We start from the raw sequence: 18,705 nt of genomic DNA, 5'->3' as shown, positions 1-18,705 counted from the left end.
AAAGCTATCTCTTATGCCAGATACCGTTTCAAACGGAAATAACGGCGACCCAGCCGCCAGTGCTGGCGCAGTCCACGGGCATTTTTCCAGATGAGTGCCCAGATACCGCGGTCGAACAGTTCACGGATAATTTCGCGTTTTTTGCTGAGGTCGCCGATGTTGTTAATAGCGTGCAGAATGCCCAGCCCCTCTTTTGCAATTTGCCACCGGCAGGCCGGCACCCGGCGCACGGCCTCCGGGTAGCGCTGGTTGATAACATCCAGCATTTCCAGGATTTTCATGTAGTGACGGGCGTTACGCATACGCGTGTCATCCGTTCCTGGCGTGTGCGAGACGGAGGCGGAATGAATCAGGTAGTCGTAGAACGTTTCGTCAGTGTATTGCACGCGTTTTGCAGTAAGCAGCACTTCAGTGGTCCACGGGATATCCTGATGACGCAGACCATGCTCAAAGGTGAAACCCTGCTCTTTAATAAATGCGTGGCGATAAATATTCAACCAGGTAACGTGCAGGAATTTACGCGACGCCAGCGCGCGTTGTAGCCACGTTGGGCCATCCAGCACGTCTGTAGATTGCAGTTTGTCGGACGGGAAGATTTTCTTCGACGGCCTGCCGTCATCATAGATATACGTGCCGTTGCAGGTGGCCACATCGAGATTGTTATTTTTGGCCATTTCAAGCAGTCGCGGATACATGCCCGGATAAATGACATCGTCGATATCCGGGAACGCGACGTACTCGCCTGTCGCTTGCGCCAGACCCGTATTACGGGCCGCCGAGACGCCCTGGTTCGCCTGGTCAATGACCTTGTAGAACGGGAATTCTCCGGCGTACTGCGCAATGATGGCCGAGGAGTTGTCGCTTGACCCGTCGTTCACAACGACCAGTTCCAGACTGTCCAGATGTTGAGCTTTGATACTGTCGAAAAATGCGCTGAGGAATTTTTCACCGTTATAGACGGCGACTACAAGGCTCAATAAAGGTGTGTCGGACATGCTTTCTCCGTTGTGTTCAGGGCAGGCCACCCAATATGGTGATACCATTCGTGCTGTATTATATCTGGTGGATACTAAAAACATATGCCTGGAGGGACAAAGATCCTGCCAGGCGGCAAATTAGCGTCACGCGGACGAGATTCTTAACAGGAAATATATGCACATTGTTCACACTGAAGCAGACGGCGGCAAAGGCGGGCAGCCTCTGCGCATTATCAACGAATCGCTTGGGATGATTCAGCGTGGCCATCAGGTGACTCTCCTTTGTCCGGAAACTGCGCCGCTTCACGCGCTGGCACGCAATGCCGGTCTGACGGTGGTCACGATGCCGTTGAAGCGTAAAAACCTTAAAAACCTGCAGTTGCTGCGTCGCTGGCTGAAGGATAACCGTCAGTCGATTGACGTCATCAATAGCCATAACTCTGCTGATACCTGGCTGGTGGCGCTGGCGAATCTGACGCTCTCCAATCCCGTACCACTGGTGAGAACCCGTCATGCGTCCGGCGTTCCGCGTAATAACTGGACGACACGCTGGCTGTTCCGCACCGCCTGCGCGCACATCGTGACTACCGGGGAGGCGCTGCGCCATCAGGTGGCAAATATTGGCGTGCCGATGTCCCAGAGTACGTCGGTGCCAAGCGGTGTCGATACGCAGCGTTTCCATCCGGGAGATAAGCACCAGGCCCGGGTTCATTGTGGTTTGTCGCAGGACGATTTCTGGCTGGGCGTGGTCTCGCATTTGCGCCCGAACAAAGGCCATAGCGTACTGCTGCGCGCCCTGGCGAAAATCGACAATCCACACATCAAGCTGGCGATTGTTGGCGAAGGGCCGCACAAGGCGACGCTGGAACAGGAAATCGCCGCGCTGGGATTACAGCAGCGCGTGGTCATGGCGGGACATCAACCCGATCCGGAACGCTGGTTCCCGGCCTTTGATATTGCGCTGAGTCCTTCGCATGACATGGAAGGTGTTCCGCAGGGCGTGCTGCAATCGTTAGCCACCCGTATTGCCACCATTGCGACGGATGCCGGTGGAACGGGAGATGCGGTGATTAACGGGCAGACGGGCATTTTAATCGCGCAGCGCGACGAAAACGCACTGCACGATGCCATAATGAAACTCTATGCCGACCCAGCCCTTCGCGAGACGCTCGCGCAACAGGGATATGACTACCTGAGCACGCACTTTACCCGCGAATGTATGCTGGACGCGATGGAGAAGGTCTTCTCCGATGCCGCTCAGCGCAGCAAATCGCGATAAAGCGCCTGTAGCTCTCGGGCCATTCTGTCCAGGGTGAAAGGCTCCGCAGTCGCACGCGCGGCAGCGGCGTAATCGACACCCTGTTCACGGCCTTTTAGCCACAGCGAGATGGCCTGCTGGTAACCTTCGCTGTCCAGCGCATCGCGTACCCAGCCGTTTTGACCCTCGGTTATCCACTCCGCCGCGCCACAACCGTGGCTGGTGAGCAGTGGCAAACCACAGGCCAGCGCTTCCACGCAGACGTTCGGGAAGGGATCGTAGAGCGTCGGCAGGATAAGGGCATCCGCCGTGCCATAGACTTCACGCACGTTGGCTACGGGGCCCAGGAACGTCACTCGAGAGGAAATTCCCAGCGCCTGCGCCAGCTTTTCGAACTTCCGCGCATGTTTATCGCGGCCGGCAATCAGCAGCCAGACGTCAGGATGCGCCACAATAGCGCGCAGCGCGGTGGCGACGCCTTTGCGGCTGAAGCCTGACCCGACATACGCCAGTACCGGTGCGTTACGGGGAATACCCAGTGCATCACGCTGCGAAAGGGCGCGGACCTCAGGACTAAACTGAACGGTGTCTACGCCGTTGTAAATCACCGTCAGCTTGTCTTCCGACAGCCCGAAGCGACGGGCGATATCATCGCGAACCATCTTCGAATTACAGATCACCTTGCGCAGCTGCGGATGGGTAAACATCTGCGCCTCGGCCTGCAGAATGTAGCGGTGATAACGGCTCAGAGACTGCGCCCAACGCGCCAGTGGCGACAGAATACGACCATATTGCTCAAGCCAGGTGGCGTGAACACCGTCGCCCGCCCGGAAGATGGTGGCGCCCGGTATGCGTTCGTGGCTTTGCACAATATCAAACTGCGTAAAATGCGCGGCGGCTTCGACGGCAAAACCGGATTCACGCGCGATGCGATTGCGAAACGGCGGATTGACCGTCAACGTTTTCCAGCCTGCGGCATCCTCCCACTGGCGAGCAATCAGCGTGACATCAAGGGAGGTATCCTGCGCCAGCACGTTCAGCGCACGTGAGACAAAACGCTCTGCGCCACCGTTGGGGTTGTAGGTCTGTCGAACAATGGCCAGCTTCATGCAGGGGTTTCCGTTTCCAGAAGCATCGTATCAATGGCGCTCAGCACCTGCTGTGGGGTAATGGCCGTAATGCAATCTGAGACACCGCTGTCTCCGCAGCCCGCTTTGCCGCACGGCTGGCAGGTAAACCCGGCCACAATCACACGATAATTTACCCCCCACGGTGCCCATTTGATGGCACCGGTAGGGCCAAAGATAGCGACGGTCGGCGTACCGACGGCGCTTGCAAGGTGCATCGGCATGGAGTCCACACCGAAATAGACCCGCGCGTGCTTCATGAGCGCGCCCAGTTCTTTCAGGTTCAACTGACCGCTCAAATCAAAGACCGGCTGGGTGAGCGCAGCGCGCAGCTCGTCCATGTAGGCCTTCTCTTCTTTTGACGGTGCGGCGGAAAGGATAATTGGCAGGCCGCGCGCCGCCAGGTTATCAATTGTCGCTGCCAGCTTTTTGATATCCCAGGCCTTAAACATCCAGCGCGAGGTCGGGTGAACCAGAATGTAGGATTTACTCGTGAGCCCAAACCCGGCCAGTTTTTCGGCCACAGAGGCTTCTGCCGCGTCACCAGGCACAAAAAGCGTATGCTTGTCTTCGTCGGACTGCGGATGAATACCGATTCGGCGCAGGGCATCCAGATTGACTTCCACCATATGGCGGCTGTTGTCCTGAATGGCCGGATAGAGCGTGGTGAACGATTTCACCCAGCGACGACGTGCCAGGCCCCCTCGTTTATCCGGCTTAAAGCCGACGGAGACGCGCGGTTTCAGGCGACGCGCCAGACGCGCGCCGTGCCAGTGTTCGGTCAGATTAATCAGCACGTCATACTGACGGCCTTTCAGGGTATTCAGCAGGGCGCGGTAGAGGCGGAATTGTTCAAACCACCCCTTCTTGCGCCAGTTGCGCCCAATAGTATGCACCTGGTCGATATGCGGATGGCTGGTCAGCATCGCCTGGGTATCGTCATAAACCAGCGCATCGACTTCCACGTTCGGCCAGTTCTTTTTCAGCACGGTAAACACCGGCGAGGTAAGCAGAACGTCACCGTGGTGACGCAGCTTAATAATCAGCACGCGCTTTGGCGGGCGCTCCGCTGAGAAAAAATCAGACATAGGCTCTCTCTGCTGCCAGCAAAGGCTCTAATTGCGCAAATACCGCAGCGGCGCTGAGATCGCTCAACTGCGATGAGTGTTCCGGGCGGCAGATATATTGATTTTTTCCATAGCCGCCGATCAGGCCCGGGTCCGTTGGGCCGTAAAGCGTAATATTAGGACGGTCCAGCGCCGCCGTCAGGTGGCTGAGTCCCGTATCCACGGAGACCACAGCCGTAGCGCCTGCCAGCGCCTGAGCGACGCCATCCAGCTTCATGCGCGGCAGAACGTCCACATAATCAAATCCTGCCGCCAGGCGTTTGGCCCGTGCCTCTTCGTGCGGTGCGCCCCACGGGAGTTTGATACGCAGCCCCGCGCTTGCCAGCAGGCCGATCAGTTCGCGCCAGTGCGCTTCCGGCCAGTGCTTGTCGTCGCGGGTCGTTGCATGAAGGAAAATCAGGTAGGGTGCGTCTGTTTGTTGCGAACCGTGCAAAAAATGCTGCGAAATGGCGTAATCGCCCTGCGTTTCCGGCTTTGCATAGCCAAGACTCTTTGCAAAAAGCTCTCGGGTACGTTCCACCGCGTGCTGTTGCTTTGCGATGTGGTGGCGACGGTTATAAAACAGGCTCGCCAGCGGTTCGCGGGCGCTGTGCCAGTCCATCCCGTGCTTTACGCCGTGCGCCAGGCGCGTCACCAGCGCGGCGCTTTTGACCAGCCCCTGCGCATCAATGATGGCGTCGTAATGCTGTGCCCGCACCGCCTCGCGAAAGGCTTTGCGTTCGGCTTTAATCGGCGCGGAAAACCACGCTTTGCGCCAGCGGCGAATCGCCACCGGGATCACGCGGTCAACCGCTTCATGCCAGGTGGGGATCTGCGCGAAGCCTTCTTCCACCACCCAGTCAAAACGAATGCCGGGGATGGCCCGCATGGCGTCCGTCAGCGACGGCAGCGTATGCAGAACATCACCCATCGAAGAGGTTTTAACGATCAATACCCGCATTCGTTATCCTTCTTCGCTCAACAGCAGTGCGTTGAGTTCTTCGAGAACGCGCGCTGGCGTAATGTCGATCAGGCTCTGATGATAACCTTCTGCGGCATCGCCTTTCCGCACCTTGTGGTAGCCGGTGATCAGGCGGATGACGCGCGCTTTATGGGAAAGCGGAGGCGTGAAGTCCGGGCTGCTTGGGCCGTACAGCGCCACCAGCGGGCGGTTGAGTGCAGCGGCGACGTGCATCAGGCCTGAATCGTTGGTGACCACGGCGTGACAGGCGGCAATCAGAATAACGGCCTGTTCAAGCTGCGTTTCTCCCGCCAGGTTGCGGCACCATGCCTGCTGTTCATTACTGAGTGTGGCGAGAATTTCGTTGCCCGCCTCGTGGTCTTTTGCCGAACCGAACAGGACAATCTGGTAGCCTTCGTCGATCAGCTGTTTCGCCAGCTCCGCATAGTGGTAGTGCGGCCAGCGTTTTGCCGGGCCGAACTCGGCGCCAGGGCAGAAGCCAATCATCGGGCGTTCAGACGAAAGGCCAAACGCGCTGCAGGTCTGGGATTTTTCACCGTCGTTAACCTGGAGCTGGGGCCAGAGCAGCGGCTGAGGCAGGTCTTTCGCACTGCGCATCACGCCTTTGTCATAGGCCAGCGCCACGTAGCGCTCCACCATTAATGGCCAGGCCGCTTTATCCAGCACCCGCGCATCGTTCAGCAGACCGTAGCGCATTTCGCCGCGCCAGCCGGTGCGATGCGGGATGCCCGCAAAGAAGGGCACCAGCGCGGATTTAAAGGAGTTGGGCAGGACATACGCACGATCGTACCGCTTTTCGCGCAGGCTATGGCCGAGCTTGCGGCGCTCGCCAATCTCCAGCGCTCCGTGGCCGAGCGGCATCGGGATCGCTTCATTCACTTCCGGCATACGCGATAACAGCGGACGGCACCACGCGGGTGCCATCACGTCGATTATCGCCTGGGGATAACGCGCCTTGAGCGTGCGATAGAGACTTTGCGACATCATCATGTCGCCCACCCATGACGGGCCGATCACCAGAATTCTCATACTTACGCGTCGCGGTTCAGCCAGGCCATATATTCCGTTACGCCTTCGGCAACGGTCTTGAACGGCTTGTCATAACCTGCGGCGCGCAGGTTAGTCAGATCGGCCTGCGTGAACGCCTGGTAACGGCCTTTCAGCTTATCAGGGAACGGAATGTACTCGATGCTGCCTTTTTTATGGTACGCCAGCGTGGCGTCAGCCACCGCCTGGAAGGACTCTGCGCGGCCGGTACCGAGGTTGAAGATGCCGGACACGCCGTTTTCCCAGAACCACAGGTTTACGGCGGCCACGTCACCCACGTAGACGAAGTCACGCTTAAAGCCGTCACTGCCTTCGAACAGTTTTGGACTTTCACCGTTATTCAGTTGGGTGTTCAGGTGGAACGCCACGCTCGCCATGCTGCCTTTGTGGCCTTCGCGCGGTCCGTAGACGTTGAAGTAGCGGAAACCGACGATCTGCGAGTTCGCTTCTGGCAGTACCTGACGCACGTACTCGTCGAACAGGAACTTGGAGTAACCGTAGACGTTCAGCGGCTGCTCATATTCGCGGGACTCGATGAAGTCCGAGGTGCGCCCGCCGTAGGTGGCAGCAGAAGAAGCATACAGGAACGGAATTTCACGCTCCAGGCAGTAATGCAGGATCTCTTTAGAGTACTGATAGTTATTGTCCATCATGTACTTGCCGTCCCACTCGGTAGTGGACGAGCAGGCACCTTCGTGGAAGATGGCTTCGATCTCGCCGAACTCTTCACCTGCCATAATCTGGATAAGGAAGTCTTCTTTATCCATGTAGTCAGCGATGTTCAGATCCACCAGGTTAACGAACTTGGTGCCGTCTTTCAGGTTGTCAACCACCAGGATGTCGGTGATGCCTTTGTCATTGAGAGCCTTAACAATATTGCTGCCGATAAAGCCTGCGCCGCCGGTAACGATGATCATAACTGTAACCTTTGAAGTGTGGAGCCCGTGGACAATCCCGGACGCTAATGTTTCTATCATATCATTAGTATGGCTGCCCTTCAGCCATTCACCGACATAGCGCAAGGGTACACGTGATTTATGCTGCAAAAACGACAAGAGATGACGTGTCATCTCGTCATGAACTATAGGTTTGGGTAATATGTCCCGAAATTTGCCGAGTCTGGAGAATTGCAATGCGTGGTGATTTTTACAAACAGTTAAACAGCGACCTCGAGACCGCACGTGCGGAAGGGTTGTTCAAGGAAGAGCGTATTATCACGTCTGCCCAGCAGGCGGACATCACCGTTGCCGACGGCAGCCGTGTGATCAACTTTTGTGCGAACAACTACTTAGGTCTTGCGAATCACCCTGAGCTGATTGCCGCTGCCAAAAACGGCATGGATACCCACGGCTTCGGCATGGCCTCCGTACGCTTTATCTGCGGAACCCAGGACAGCCATAAGCAGCTTGAGCAAAAGCTGGCAACCTTCCTCGGAATGGAAGATGCGATTCTGTACTCCTCCTGCTTTGACGCCAACGGCGGCCTGTTTGAGACCCTGCTCGGCGCAGAAGATGCCATTATCTCCGACGCCCTGAACCACGCCTCCATCATCGACGGCGTGCGCCTGTGCAAAGCGAAGCGTTTCCGCTACGCCAACAACGACATGGTTGAGCTGGAAGCGCGCCTGAAAGAGGCCCGTGAAGCGGGCGCTCGCCATGTGCTGATCGCCACCGACGGCGTGTTCTCCATGGACGGCGTGATAGCCAACCTGAAGGGCGTGTGCGACCTGGCAGACAAATACGACGCGCTGGTGATGGTCGATGACTCTCACGCGGTGGGCTTTGTCGGCGAAAACGGCCGGGGCTCCCACGAATACTGCGACGTCATGGGCCGCGTGGACATCATCACCGGTACGCTGGGCAAAGCGCTCGGCGGCGCATCCGGCGGCTATACCGCTGCGCGCAAAGAGGTGGTTGAGTGGCTGCGCCAGCGCTCCCGTCCGTATCTGTTCTCCAACTCCCTGGCGCCGGCGATTGTTGCCGCTTCTATCAAAGTGCTGGAGATGGTGGAGTCCGGTGCCGGGCTGCGCGACCGTCTGTGGTCCAACGCCCGTCTGTTCCGTGAAAAAATGAGCGCAGCAGGGTTCACCCTGGCCGGTGCTGACCACGCGATCATTCCGGTGATGCTGGGTGATGCGGTCGTGGCGCAGCAATTTGCCCGCGAACTGCAGAAAGAAGGGATTTACGTCACCGGGTTCTTCTTCCCGGTGGTGCCAAAAGGTCAGGCGCGTATCCGCACCCAGATGTCTGCGGCGCATACGCCTGAACAAATTGAACGTGCGGTGGAAGCCTTTACCCGCATCGGTAAACAGCTGGGCGTCATTGCCTGAGGACGTGTGATGAAAGCGTTATCCAAACTGAAAGCGGAAGAAGGGATTTGGATGACCGACGTGCCGGAACCGGAAGTCGGTCATAACGATCTGCTGATCAAAATTCGTAAAACAGCTATCTGCGGTACTGACGTTCACATTTACAACTGGGACCAGTGGTCGCAGAAAACCATTCCTGTACCGATGGTTGTCGGTCACGAATACGTCGGTGAAGTGGTGGGTATCGGCCAGGAAGTGAAAGGCTTCAAAATCGGCGACCGCGTTTCCGGTGAAGGTCATATTACCTGCGGCCACTGCCGTAACTGCCGCGGTGGGCGTACGCACCTGTGCCGTAATACCATCGGCGTGGGCGTAAACCGTCCGGGCTGCTTCGCGGAATATCTGGTGATCCCGGCCTTTAACGCGTTCAAAATCCCGGACAATATCTCTGACGATCTGGCCTCCATCTTCGACCCGTTTGGCAACGCGGTACACACCGCGCTCTCATTCGACCTGGTCGGTGAAGACGTGCTGGTCTCCGGCGCGGGCCCAATCGGCATTATGGCGGCAGCCGTGGCGAAGCACGTGGGTGCGCGCAACGTCGTGATCACCGACGTGAACGAATACCGTCTGTCGCTGGCGCGCAAAATGGGGGTCACCCGCGCGGTGGATGTCTCGAAAGAGAGCCTGACCGACGTGATGGAAGAGCTGGGCATGACCGAAGGCTTTGACGTGGGCCTGGAGATGTCCGGTGCACCGCCGGCGTTCCGCACCATGCTCGATACCATGAACCACGGTGGTCGTATCGCGATGCTGGGCATTCCGCCATCGGATATGTCTATCGACTGGAACAAAGTGATTTTCAAAGGGCTGTTCATCAAGGGCATCTATGGCCGCGAGATGTTTGAGACCTGGTACAAGATGGCGGCGTTGATTCAGTCCGGTCTGGATCTGTACCCGATTATTACTCACCGTTTCTCCATCGATGAGTTCCAGCAGGGCTTTGACGCGATGCGTTCCGGCCAGTCAGGGAAAGTGATCCTGAGCTGGGAGTAAATCTGCCTGCTGGCACCACTTTTACGGGTGCCAGCGTTCTTTCTTAGCGGTTTGACTTTCCAGAGGTTACTTGTTAACTTCTGGCGAAATTTTCTCCATTCCGTCTTCTCCGCACGTTCATTCAAGTAGTTAAAATGATTGCGTCAGGAAAGATTCTGCCAGGCTAACTAGGTCATTATGTCCACACTGTTTCCACAGAAGTTGGTTGAGACACCTTCGCGATTTACCGCTTTCTTAGCTTTCTTTATTTCCCTGCTAATAGTCATTGGCGTTAATATTATACATGCTAAATATAATGCGGTAATTAACCGTACGCTGGTTTTCGCGCTGATATTGCTGGCGTTAAAATGTATAAACAATAAAATATTCAGAAATGTACTTGCGATTATTTTATTAATTCCAGTCGCGGCAGACATCACTTTACAGTTATATGCCTGGAGTAATTTCAATTCTGCGTTTAGCTATGGGTTTGCGCTAAGCGTACTTAATACGACACCGGATGAAGCAAGTTCGATGCTCGGTTTATACTGGCGCGATTGCCTGATTTTTATCGCCCTCTCGGCGTTTTTCATTTTTACCGCCAATACCGGGATATGGCCTGTCGCGCCGCGTTTTCGTCGCTGGCCCGCCATTGCGCTTGCCGTCACACTGCTGAGTTTTTATGGTCAGGCCTTGCAGCATCAACTCAGGAAAAGCAGCGTAGAAAGCCTGGCGCAGCGCGTGGTTCAGGCGACACCTGTCAGCACGTCAAAAGTCTTTATGCAGGCCTTAGAGGATAATGCCGTGGTGGCTAATATCGGCAAAAATATTCCTGATTATAAAATCACGTTATCCGATACCGGAATCGAAAACTATGTGCTGATCATTGGTGAGTCTGAGCGCACGGCAAATATGAGCATCTATGGTTATCAACGAGATACTACTCCGGAGCTGGAAAAGCAAAAATCGCAGCTCTTACTGTTCCGCAATGCCGTTACGCCTGCACCGGTCACGATTATGGCGGTACCGCTGGCGTTAACCGCGGATACTGTGAATGCACGCGATCCGCGTAAGTATGGCGATAACGTCATCAATATCGCTAATAAAGCGGGATATGATACGTACTGGTTTAGTCGTCAGGGTAAAGGAGGGGCGCATAATAACGTCATTACCGGCATTGCTCTGAACACGAAACAGCATGAATGGATTGACGGGGGCTACGACGAAGACCTTTTGCCGCTGTTGCAGAATGCGCTTAAAGCGCCGGGCAAGAAATTAATTGTTCTGCATTTGTACGGAAGTCACGAACCTTCCTGTCGACGCTTCCCTGCCAGCCAGGCGGTTTTGCACGGTGATAATGAAGCCGATGACTGTTATGACAACTCTGTGCGATATACGGATACGTTGATGGGCAAGGTCTTTAGCCTGCTGGAAAACTCGCGCTCATCCGTCATGTATTTCTCCGATCATGGCCTCATTCGCGATCCGAAACGTGCTGTAGCTTACTCCCACGGTAACGTTAATCCTCCACGAGAGGCACTGCATATCCCGGTGTTTATCTGGTACGGACATCAGGTGGATTCTGGTAAGCAATATACCGGAGATTACAATACCGTATGGTCAGCTGATGATATTAATACGCTGGCAGAACTGTGGCTTGGGATCCATCGCCAGGGGGAGCCTGTCCAGTCGGTACAGTCCTGGCTTACCGGTTACAATAAGAACGTTTCCGTGCTGGACACGACCGGGAAGTCCTATGACTGGCGTAATATTCGTTAACACTGGTGCGATAAACTTGCATTTAGCAGTGTGCTAGCCTGCTTTGCCTTCTTAGTAAATGGAATAATGATGATTAATGTTGAACGAGATAAGGTCCAGTTTGCGTTGTTGCAATTACTCTTTGGACTGTGTGCTATCGCTTTTGGTTGCGTAGTTGTTTCACCCAATTTATCTGCCAAAATTTTGGGCCTGGCGGGTGTTACCGCATTCGTTATTTTCTTGTTGGATATTAAAAATTTCAGAAAGAATGATGCATTCTGGCTTTGTCTGGTCCTGTTGATCATCGGGATTTGCGATCTGGTCTGGTACCGAATGTATAAGGTTGATAGTGCGGCGATCAACTCATATCGCGCTTATCTTGAAGTCGGGAAAATCTGCCTGTTCGGAGCATTTTCCATCTTCGTGTTTGTGAACCGTAATCAGCTCAAAGTAGGTAGCAATAAGATTCATATGCTGCTGGCTATCGCATTGCAGGTGATGATTGTTGTCTACGCCGGGTACCAGCACCTTTTTCTTGAAAACCAAAGGGTAACGCTCTCCCTTGCTGGTGGAGCTGATGCAACGGGAGCTGCCTATACCATTGCGTTTATCTCGTTCTATACGATTCTGGTGCTACAACACAGTTCAAGTCGATGGAAAGAGCTGTTTATACTCGCGCACTTCTTTATTACCTTCCTGGTACTGGTGGCGACAGAAACGCGGGCAGCTATTTTGACCTATCCGATTATTTTCTTCGGCTTAATGGTATTTAAGCTGTACCGGGACAAGCATATTCCGTGGAAGGGGGTGTCTGTTTTTCTGATCGCTTTGCTGGCAGGCACATTTATGATGAAAGATAGTCTGACACAGCGTTATCATGACTTTAATAATGACATTGCCTCCTATGATAAAGCGAACAGTGCCACTTCGGTTGGTGCCCGCTTGGCTATGTGGAAGACGGGGCTGATTGCGTCTAAAAATAATTATTTATGGCAGTCTACTGATGAGCGAAACGCAAAGATAATTGATGCAGTTAATAAAGATCCAAGCCTGTCAGGTGCACTGGATCACATTCGTGGTCATCTTCATAATGAAATCGTTGAAACCCTTTCTGTAAAAGGTCCTTCAGGCGTTATTCTCTATATCCTGTTCGTTATATCGCTTGGCTGGTATGCATTCCGTATCCGTAAAAGTATTATTCTTTTCGCTTTCCTGGTCTCGATTGTTATGTTCGGAGTAGGTGGCGTGATGTTCTATTCAAAAACAACCCCTGTAGCCTGGATGCTGACGTTGATAATGTCGATTGTTTTCCTTGAACAGAACAAACACCATAAGGTCATTAAGTAATCGTTTTGATTCTCCATCGGGAAAAAGGTATTCTCCCGATGGAGAAATACCTTTTACCAGACGAGCATGCCATGAACAAACTGATTTCAGTAATCATCACCACCTACAACAGAGAGGCGTTGCTGGAACGCGCAATTCGTTCAGTTATTGCTCAGACATACCCTGCGGTAGAATTGGTTATTGTTGATGATTGTTCTAATGAGCAAACCGCTCAACTTATCGAGCGTATGCGTGCGGAGTGTGAAGCGCGTTTTGTGCATTTCATCTACGAACGTAACGAAAAGAACAGCGGTTCTAACTTCAGCCGTAACCGGGGTTATGCGCTATCGCACGGCGTGTTTGTGACGGGATTGGATGATGACGATTATTTCCTGCCAGAACGTCTGACGAAACTCGCTGAGCGGTATGATGATAAGTATGCCTTTGTGACGGATACCCCCGCCCGGCTGGATAAGACCCACCGCACTTATCCGGATACTGATGATAAAAGGATTATTGCGCTACAGGATATTTTGTGCGAAAACGTGGTGGGCAATCAGGTCTTGACCACTAAAGAAAAACTGTTAGGTGTAGGCGGATTTTCTCCTGAAATTAAACAACAGCAAGATCGCGATGTCTGGATTAAATTAATTCTGAAATATGGTCCAGGTATCAAGTACAGCTTCAGTACGGCGATGGTGGATGCTGAACACGGGAGCGATCGGATTACGTCGCAAGTTAAAAAATACAATGCGTACCGTAAGCTTTATTTTAAATATCGACAGTACATGTCTGAAGTTACTCGCAGTAATAACTTGTTCCAGCTCATGTCTTTTCGAGGGTTTAAATCGACTCGTATGAATTGCTTATTACGAGGGCGTAAAAAAGACGCTAAATTAAAGATGAAACTGCTTCGCCGTACGCTAAAAGAGCTATTCTGAATTTATTAAGGTGAAATGATGAATCTCAATACAACGAATAAGCTCATCAAGAAAACCCGACGCTGGCACAAAAAAACGGGTTTTTCTTTTTTTCAGCGTGCTGCTTGCCATTTTGAGCGGAAGAAAAAAGAGACGATTTTTAGCGTTATTGATGATCTGCATGTTCAGCCTGACGCTGCACACCTAACTGAATCGGAACAATCACGCGTCATCTGGATCTGCTGGTTCCAGGGGCTCGATAATGCGCCTGAGTTGGTGAAACGATGCATTGCATCTGTTCAAGCAAACACGCCGGATGCGCAGGTCATTATCCTGACGGATGAGAATATCCCTGACTACCTTACTCTCCCTGGACACATCAAAACGAAATACCAGGCGGGGCTGATTAGTAAGGCGCAATACTCTGATATTGTTCGCTGTTCGCTGCTGTATCAATATGGTGGGATCTGGATGGACGCCACGGTGTTCATGACGAAGCCGGTGCCGGAAACATTTTTTGAGAACACTTTCTCATCACTACGTTTTGATTCACCTGAAAACGCATTGAGCCAGGGTTATTGGACGGCCTATTTTCTTGCAGCCCAAAAGGGATGCTCACTGGTAAAGACGGTTCGGGATATTCTGTATCGCTACTGGCAACACCACGATATCCTGATTGAATACTTCCTGATCGATTACAGTTTCTTATATGCGCGCGAGCGCTATCCGCAGTTTCGTCAGATCATGGATCAACAGCCGGTCACCGGGAATAATCGCTTTCTGATTCGCCAGTTCATCTCAGCGAAACCTGATTTGACGGCCATGGCGATGCTAAATAATGATCCCGTGGGCATTTATAAGCTCTCGCACAAAGAACAATACCGGACTGCAGACAACGGGCAGCCGACGGTTTACAGCCAGATCCTCGAGGGCACTTTCCACCTTTAGTGATAAATAAGCCACCGTCACGGTGGCTTATTAGCGTCAGGCTTTCTTACCCCATCCCTGCCACTGCTGCTGGACGTATTTCACCAGCGTGCTGTTACTGATGCTGTCTCCGATAACGGAGAAGAAGCGGGTCGCGTAGACCGGTTCAAGCGGCTGCTTCGGTACACAGCGCTTCACGCCGCGGAACGGATTACGCGGTGCAGTCGGCACGGGCTGCGCAGAATTTGGTGTAGAGGTATCCACCTGCGGTTCGTTCAGCAGATCGCTCGGGCGAACCAGCGTGATATCGGAAGGTAAGGTTGGCAGCATTTGCTGCAGGACGCGAACGGTCGACGGGTGGGGGTGACCGATGGCAATGGCCGAGCCATTGCGGCGGGCCAGCTGTACCGCGCGATTAAACTGCACGCGAATATCGGCTTCGTTCTGGGTGTCATCCAGGAACACCTTGCGCTTAATCACCTTTACGCCCGTTCCCTGAGCGGCGTGCATCGCCTGGCTGTTGCCGATGGTCATGCTGTCGAGGAAGTAGAGGTTATAACGCTCCAGCGCCTGCATTACTTTGAGCATCCCGTACAGGCTGGAGGTCATCGCGCTGCCCATATGGTTGTTCAGCCCTACGGCATACGGCACCTTGTTGTAAGCGTCGCGGATGATGCGCTCGATCTCCTCGCTGCTCATATCCGGGCGCAGGGTATCTTTTTCCAGCGGCTGCTTGCTGAGCGGGGCCATGGGCAGGTGAATCAGCACCTGATGCCCGCTGCTGTGGGCTTTGGTCGCCATCTCACGCGCGTGGGGGGCATTCGGCAGGACGGCGACGGAGATGGCTGACGGCATCGCCAGCACCTGATTTTCATAGTGTGGACGATAACCAAAGTCATCAATCACGATAGCGAGCTTACCTGCGTATACCGGTGCAGCCAGCGCCAGCGCGCTGACGACGGAGAAAACGATTCGACGAAATTGAAGCAAAACTTATCTTCCCAACCACGGCTGTGGATTGACCGCCTGACCCTGACGACGAATTTCGAAATAGAGTGACGGGCGGCCCTGACCGCCACTGCTGCCCACAAGGGCGATGGGTTGGCCCGCGCGCACCTGCGTGCCGACGCTGACCAGCGCGCTCTGGTTGTAGCCGTAAAGGCTCATATCACCTTTACCGTGTTCGACCACCACCACCAGTCCGTAACCCTGCAGCCAGTCGGCCAGAATCACGCGACCATCGGCAATCGCTTTCACTTCGCTACCTTCAGACGCACCGATAACGATCCCTTTCCAACGTAGCTCACCCTGCAGCTGTTCGCCATAGCGATGCAGAATTGAACCGCGAACGGGCCAGAAAGCCTGGCCGCGAGGTGAGCCTAAACCGCCGGTACGCGACATCAGGGAACGTTCGCTTTCGCTTGGCTTGTAGGTGGTGCCTTTGCGGGAGGCTTCCTGCTGTTTGTCGCGAACGGCCTGCGCCTCGCGAGCCTCTTTTTCGGCGCGCGCTTTCGCTGCGGCTTCCGCACGGGCGATGCTGTTGCGCAGTTTGGATTCGTTGGCGCGCATTTCGCTCAGCTGGCTCTGTCCTTCCTGAATCGAGGACTCGAGACCGGCCAGGGTTTTCTTACGCTCGTTGCGCGCCTGCTCGAGCTTCGCCTGCTGGGCCTGCTGATCGTAGAGCAGCGTCTGCTGCTGGCTCTGCTTCTCTTCCAGTTCGGCTTTTTGCGTGGAGACCTCTTCGCGCGTTTGCTTCAACTGCGCGATCGTCTCCTGACGCGCCTGGTTCAGATAGCCAAAGTAGGCCTGCAGGCGCTGGCCGCGCTGGCTCTCTTCGCCGCTGAGGATCAGCTGGAGTCCGGTATGTTCACCCTGGCGGAATGCGGCATCAAGCTGTGCCGCAAGGTTGCGCTCCTGCGCATCGCGCTGGCGCTCGAGTTTGGCAATCGACGCGTTCATCTCGTCGATCTGCTTATTCAGCTGGGCGAGGGTGTTTTGCGTTTCACGGAGTTTACGCGTGGCAGCGGAGATGGCCTCTTCCTGCTGCTTAAGCTGGGCGAGCAGGGCGGCGCGCTGCTGCTGCTGCTGGCGTACCGCACGCTCTTTGGCGGCGATATCGGCCTGAATGGATTTCAGCTGGTCGCGGTCATCCGCGTGAGCGGATGCGGCGCACAGCAATACGCCAGCGCTGAGTGCGCTGGCGTAAAACAGAGGTCTGACTGATAACCTAAGCGGCTTCACGACCCATGTGATTGAAAAAATCGCCTTTCCCCTCATGGGGAGCGATTATTCCACGATGAACAGCGGCTTACCAGTCATCTCTTCAGGGATCGGCATCCCCATCAGCGACAACATGGTTGGCGCGATGTCAGAAAGCTTGCCGCCTTCTACGGCTTTCACTGATTTATCACCCACATAAATCAGCGGAACCGGCAGGTTGGTGTGGGCGGTGTGCGCCTGGCCGGTCGCCGGGTCGCGCATCTGTTCAGCGTTACCGTGATCCGCGGTGATCAGCAGCTGGCCGCCAACGGATTCAACCGCTTTCGCCACCTGCTCAACACAGTGGTCCAGCGCTTCAACCGCTTTCACTGCCGCTTCCATCACTCCGGTATGACCCACCATGTCGCCATTCGGGTAGTTACAGATGATGGTGTCGTACTTGCCGCTCTCGATGGCCGCAACCAGTTTTTCAGTCAATTCTGCAGAGCTCATCTCTGGCTGCAGATCGTAGGTAGCGACTTTCGGGGAGTTGATCAGAATGCGCTCTTCCCCTTTGAACGGCTCTTCAACGCCGCCGTTAAAGAAGAAGGTCACGTGTGCGTATTTTTCCGTTTCGGAAATGCGCAGCTGCGTTTTGTTGTTCTTCGCCATCCACTCACCAAAGGTATTGGCCAGCGAGGCGGGTGGGTAAGCGCATGGGGCTTTGATGTCTGCCGCGTATTCGGTCAGCTGGATGAAGTTGATGTTTACCACTTTCTTACGGGCAAAACCGTCGAAGTCGCTGTTGACGAACGCACGGGTGATTTCGCGCGCGCGGTCAGCGCGGAAGTTCATGAAGATCAGCGCATCGCCGTCTTCCATCGCGGCATCGGCCTGGCCTTCAGCACGGATCACGGACGCTTTCACGAATTCGTCGTTTTCATCACGTGCATAAGCCGCTTCCAGGGCTTCAACGGCGGTCGCGAACTGGAATTCCCCTTTCGCCAGGGTCAGCAGGTCATAGGCCTGTTCAACGCGATCCCAGCGGTTGTCGCGGTCCATGGCGTAGTAACGACCAATGATGGAGGCCACGCGGCCTTTACCCAGCGCGGCGAATTTGTCTTCAAAGGCTTTCAGGGAGCCTTCTGCACTGCGTGGTGGCGTGTCGCGGCCGTCCAGGAAGGCGTGCAGATAGATTTTTTCCGCACCGCGTTCAGCGGCCAGCTCAACCATCGCCATGATGTGATCTTCGTGGCTGTGAACGCCGCCGGCAGAGAGCAGGCCCATGATGTGAACGGCCTTGCCAGCGGCAACGGCTTTATCAACCGCGCCAGACAGCGTTGGGTTAGAGAAGAAGGTGCGTTCTTTGATTTCAACGTCCAGACGCGTCAGGTCCTGATACACAATACGCCCGGCGCCCAGGTTAACGTGACCGACTTCGGAGTTGCCCATCTGGCGGTCCGGCAGGCCTACTTCCAGGCCAGACGCGTCAATCAGCGTATGCGGACGTTTTGCCCACAGGGCATCCATGACCGGGGTTTTGGCGTTGAAAATAGCGTTATCCTGGCTGTCTTCACGGTAGCCATAGCCATCCAGAATCACCAGTACCATAGGTTTTTTAGAAACCGACATTGCGACAACCTCATGCTCAAGAGTCAAAATTTGCGTAATTTTACTACAGCTGAATCGATCAAATAGCCGCAGAAGATCAAAGAAAGCGCAGGGGCAAGGTGCT

General features: G+C 54.5%; 16 protein-coding genes. 7 read left to right on the top strand and 9 right to left on the bottom strand.

Annotated features, from left to right (window positions below; translation table 11 throughout):
• Nucleotides 1-11: 11 nt before the first annotated feature.
• Nucleotides 12-995, bottom strand: coding sequence for a glycosyltransferase (locus tag CWR52_RS11930; RefSeq protein ID WP_024906624.1), 984 nt, complete (start codon nucleotides 993-995; stop codon nucleotides 12-14).
• A 157-nt stretch (nucleotides 996-1,152) separates the two neighbouring features.
• Here CWR52_RS11930 and CWR52_RS11925 point away from each other — a divergent pair, with 157 nt between their 5' ends.
• Nucleotides 1,153-2,256 (top strand): glycosyltransferase family 4 protein, encoded by a 1,104-nt coding sequence (locus CWR52_RS11925; protein ID WP_104949757.1) that lies wholly within the window; start codon nucleotides 1,153-1,155, stop codon nucleotides 2,254-2,256.
• On the opposite strand, the gene CWR52_RS11920 is transcribed toward CWR52_RS11925, so the two are convergent.
• From CWR52_RS11920 to rfaD, 5 genes are read right to left on the bottom strand one after another with little or no spacing between them, the layout of a single operon-like run.
• Nucleotides 2,235-3,344: a glycosyltransferase family 4 protein gene (locus CWR52_RS11920; RefSeq protein WP_104949756.1), complete on the bottom strand. Its 1,110-nt coding sequence runs from the start codon at nucleotides 3,342-3,344 to the stop codon at nucleotides 2,235-2,237. The two genes, CWR52_RS11925 and CWR52_RS11920, sit on opposite strands and share 22 nt — an antisense overlap.
• Nucleotides 3,341-4,450: a putative lipopolysaccharide heptosyltransferase III gene (gene rfaQ, locus CWR52_RS11915; RefSeq protein ID WP_104949755.1), complete on the bottom strand. Its 1,110-nt coding sequence runs from the start codon at nucleotides 4,448-4,450 to the stop codon at nucleotides 3,341-3,343. Before rfaQ ends, CWR52_RS11920 begins: the two co-directional genes overlap by 4 nt.
• Nucleotides 4,443-5,429, bottom strand: a complete 987-nt coding sequence (gene rfaC / locus CWR52_RS11910; RefSeq protein WP_104949754.1) for a lipopolysaccharide heptosyltransferase RfaC — start codon at nucleotides 5,427-5,429, stop codon at nucleotides 4,443-4,445. The genes rfaQ and rfaC overlap by 8 nt, the downstream gene beginning before the upstream one ends.
• Nucleotides 5,430-5,432: 3 nt before the next feature.
• Nucleotides 5,433-6,479, bottom strand: coding sequence for an ADP-heptose--LPS heptosyltransferase RfaF (gene rfaF, locus CWR52_RS11905; protein WP_045907906.1), 1,047 nt, complete (start codon nucleotides 6,477-6,479; stop codon nucleotides 5,433-5,435).
• Nucleotides 6,480-6,481: 2 nt separating this feature from the next.
• A complete protein-coding gene (gene rfaD / locus CWR52_RS11900) occupies nucleotides 6,482-7,414 on the bottom strand; it encodes an ADP-glyceromanno-heptose 6-epimerase (protein WP_008502707.1) in 933 nt (310 codons plus the stop codon).
• 215 nt (nucleotides 7,415-7,629) lie between these two features.
• On the opposite strand from rfaD, the gene kbl reads away from it, so the two are divergent.
• From kbl to CWR52_RS11870, 6 genes are all read left to right on the top strand, one after another.
• A complete protein-coding gene (gene kbl, locus CWR52_RS11895; protein WP_104949753.1) occupies nucleotides 7,630-8,826 on the top strand; it encodes a glycine C-acetyltransferase in 1,197 nt (398 codons plus the stop codon).
• Between the two features lie 9 nt (nucleotides 8,827-8,835).
• A complete protein-coding gene (gene tdh / locus CWR52_RS11890; protein WP_104949752.1) occupies nucleotides 8,836-9,861 on the top strand; it encodes an L-threonine 3-dehydrogenase in 1,026 nt (341 codons plus the stop codon).
• 177 nt (nucleotides 9,862-10,038) lie between these two features.
• On the top strand, nucleotides 10,039-11,619 hold the full coding sequence (locus CWR52_RS11885; protein ID WP_104949751.1) for a phosphoethanolamine transferase: 1,581 nt from the start codon (nucleotides 10,039-10,041) through the stop codon (nucleotides 11,617-11,619).
• Nucleotides 11,620-11,685: 66 nt separating this feature from the next.
• Nucleotides 11,686-12,945 carry an O-antigen ligase family protein gene (locus tag CWR52_RS11880; protein ID WP_348982976.1) on the top strand — a complete coding sequence of 420 codons (1,260 nt, stop codon included), beginning with the start codon at nucleotides 11,686-11,688 and terminating at the stop codon, nucleotides 12,943-12,945.
• 71 nt (nucleotides 12,946-13,016) lie between these two features.
• Nucleotides 13,017-13,865 carry a glycosyltransferase gene (locus tag CWR52_RS11875; protein ID WP_104950914.1) on the top strand — a complete coding sequence of 283 codons (849 nt, stop codon included), beginning with the start codon at nucleotides 13,017-13,019 and terminating at the stop codon, nucleotides 13,863-13,865.
• 15 nt (nucleotides 13,866-13,880) lie between these two features.
• Nucleotides 13,881-14,792, top strand: coding sequence for a capsular polysaccharide synthesis protein (locus CWR52_RS11870; protein ID WP_252152156.1), 912 nt, complete (start codon nucleotides 13,881-13,883; stop codon nucleotides 14,790-14,792).
• Between the two features lie 36 nt (nucleotides 14,793-14,828).
• On the opposite strand, the gene CWR52_RS11865 is transcribed toward CWR52_RS11870, so the two are convergent.
• Genes CWR52_RS11865 through gpmM form a run of 3 tightly spaced genes read right to left on the bottom strand, consistent with a single transcriptional unit; the run spans nucleotide 14,829 to nucleotide 18,602 of the window.
• Nucleotides 14,829-15,761, bottom strand: a complete 933-nt coding sequence (locus CWR52_RS11865; protein WP_104949748.1) for a divergent polysaccharide deacetylase family protein — start codon at nucleotides 15,759-15,761, stop codon at nucleotides 14,829-14,831.
• A gap of 3 nt (nucleotides 15,762-15,764) precedes the next feature.
• Nucleotides 15,765-17,024 (bottom strand): murein hydrolase activator EnvC, encoded by a 1,260-nt coding sequence (envC, locus tag CWR52_RS11860; RefSeq protein WP_025910576.1) that lies wholly within the window; start codon nucleotides 17,022-17,024, stop codon nucleotides 15,765-15,767.
• A gap of 33 nt (nucleotides 17,025-17,057) precedes the next feature.
• Nucleotides 17,058-18,602 (bottom strand): 2,3-bisphosphoglycerate-independent phosphoglycerate mutase, encoded by a 1,545-nt coding sequence (gpmM, locus tag CWR52_RS11855; protein WP_104949747.1) that lies wholly within the window; start codon nucleotides 18,600-18,602, stop codon nucleotides 17,058-17,060.
• Between the last annotated feature and the right edge of the window lie 103 nt (nucleotides 18,603-18,705).

This window comes from Enterobacter sp. SGAir0187 (assembly GCF_002952735.2).
GTDB classification, from domain to species: Bacteria; Pseudomonadota; Gammaproteobacteria; order Enterobacterales; family Enterobacteriaceae; genus Enterobacter; species Enterobacter quasiroggenkampii.
This window is presented reverse-complemented; position numbering and strand designations above follow the sequence as displayed.

Excerpts from the sequence above, each read along its gene's own strand:
- CWR52_RS11930 (WP_024906624.1), bottom strand. The coding sequence starts at position 995 with ATGTCCGACACACCTTTATTGAGCCTTGTAGTCGCCGTCTATAACGGT.
- CWR52_RS11925 (WP_104949757.1), top strand. The coding sequence starts at position 1,153 with ATGCACATTGTTCACACTGAAGCAGACGGCGGCAAAGGCGGGCAGCCT.
- CWR52_RS11920 (WP_104949756.1), bottom strand. The coding sequence starts at position 3,344 with ATGAAGCTGGCCATTGTTCGACAGACCTACAACCCCAACGGTGGCGCA.
- rfaQ (WP_104949755.1), bottom strand. The coding sequence starts at position 4,450 with ATGTCTGATTTTTTCTCAGCGGAGCGCCCGCCAAAGCGCGTGCTGATT.
- rfaC (WP_104949754.1), bottom strand. The coding sequence starts at position 5,429 with ATGCGGGTATTGATCGTTAAAACCTCTTCGATGGGTGATGTTCTGCAT.
- rfaF (WP_045907906.1), bottom strand. The coding sequence starts at position 6,479 with ATGAGAATTCTGGTGATCGGCCCGTCATGGGTGGGCGACATGATGATG.
- rfaD (WP_008502707.1), bottom strand. The coding sequence starts at position 7,414 with ATGATCATCGTTACCGGCGGCGCAGGCTTTATCGGCAGCAATATTGTT.
- kbl (WP_104949753.1), top strand. The coding sequence starts at position 7,630 with ATGCGTGGTGATTTTTACAAACAGTTAAACAGCGACCTCGAGACCGCA.
- tdh (WP_104949752.1), top strand. The coding sequence starts at position 8,836 with ATGAAAGCGTTATCCAAACTGAAAGCGGAAGAAGGGATTTGGATGACC.
- CWR52_RS11885 (WP_104949751.1), top strand. The coding sequence starts at position 10,039 with ATGTCCACACTGTTTCCACAGAAGTTGGTTGAGACACCTTCGCGATTT.
- CWR52_RS11880 (WP_348982976.1), top strand. The coding sequence starts at position 11,686 with ATGATGATTAATGTTGAACGAGATAAGGTCCAGTTTGCGTTGTTGCAA.
- CWR52_RS11875 (WP_104950914.1), top strand. The coding sequence starts at position 13,017 with ATGAACAAACTGATTTCAGTAATCATCACCACCTACAACAGAGAGGCG.
- CWR52_RS11870 (WP_252152156.1), top strand. The coding sequence starts at position 13,881 with ATGATGAATCTCAATACAACGAATAAGCTCATCAAGAAAACCCGACGC.
- gpmM (WP_104949747.1), bottom strand. The coding sequence starts at position 18,602 with ATGTCGGTTTCTAAAAAACCTATGGTACTGGTGATTCTGGATGGCTAT.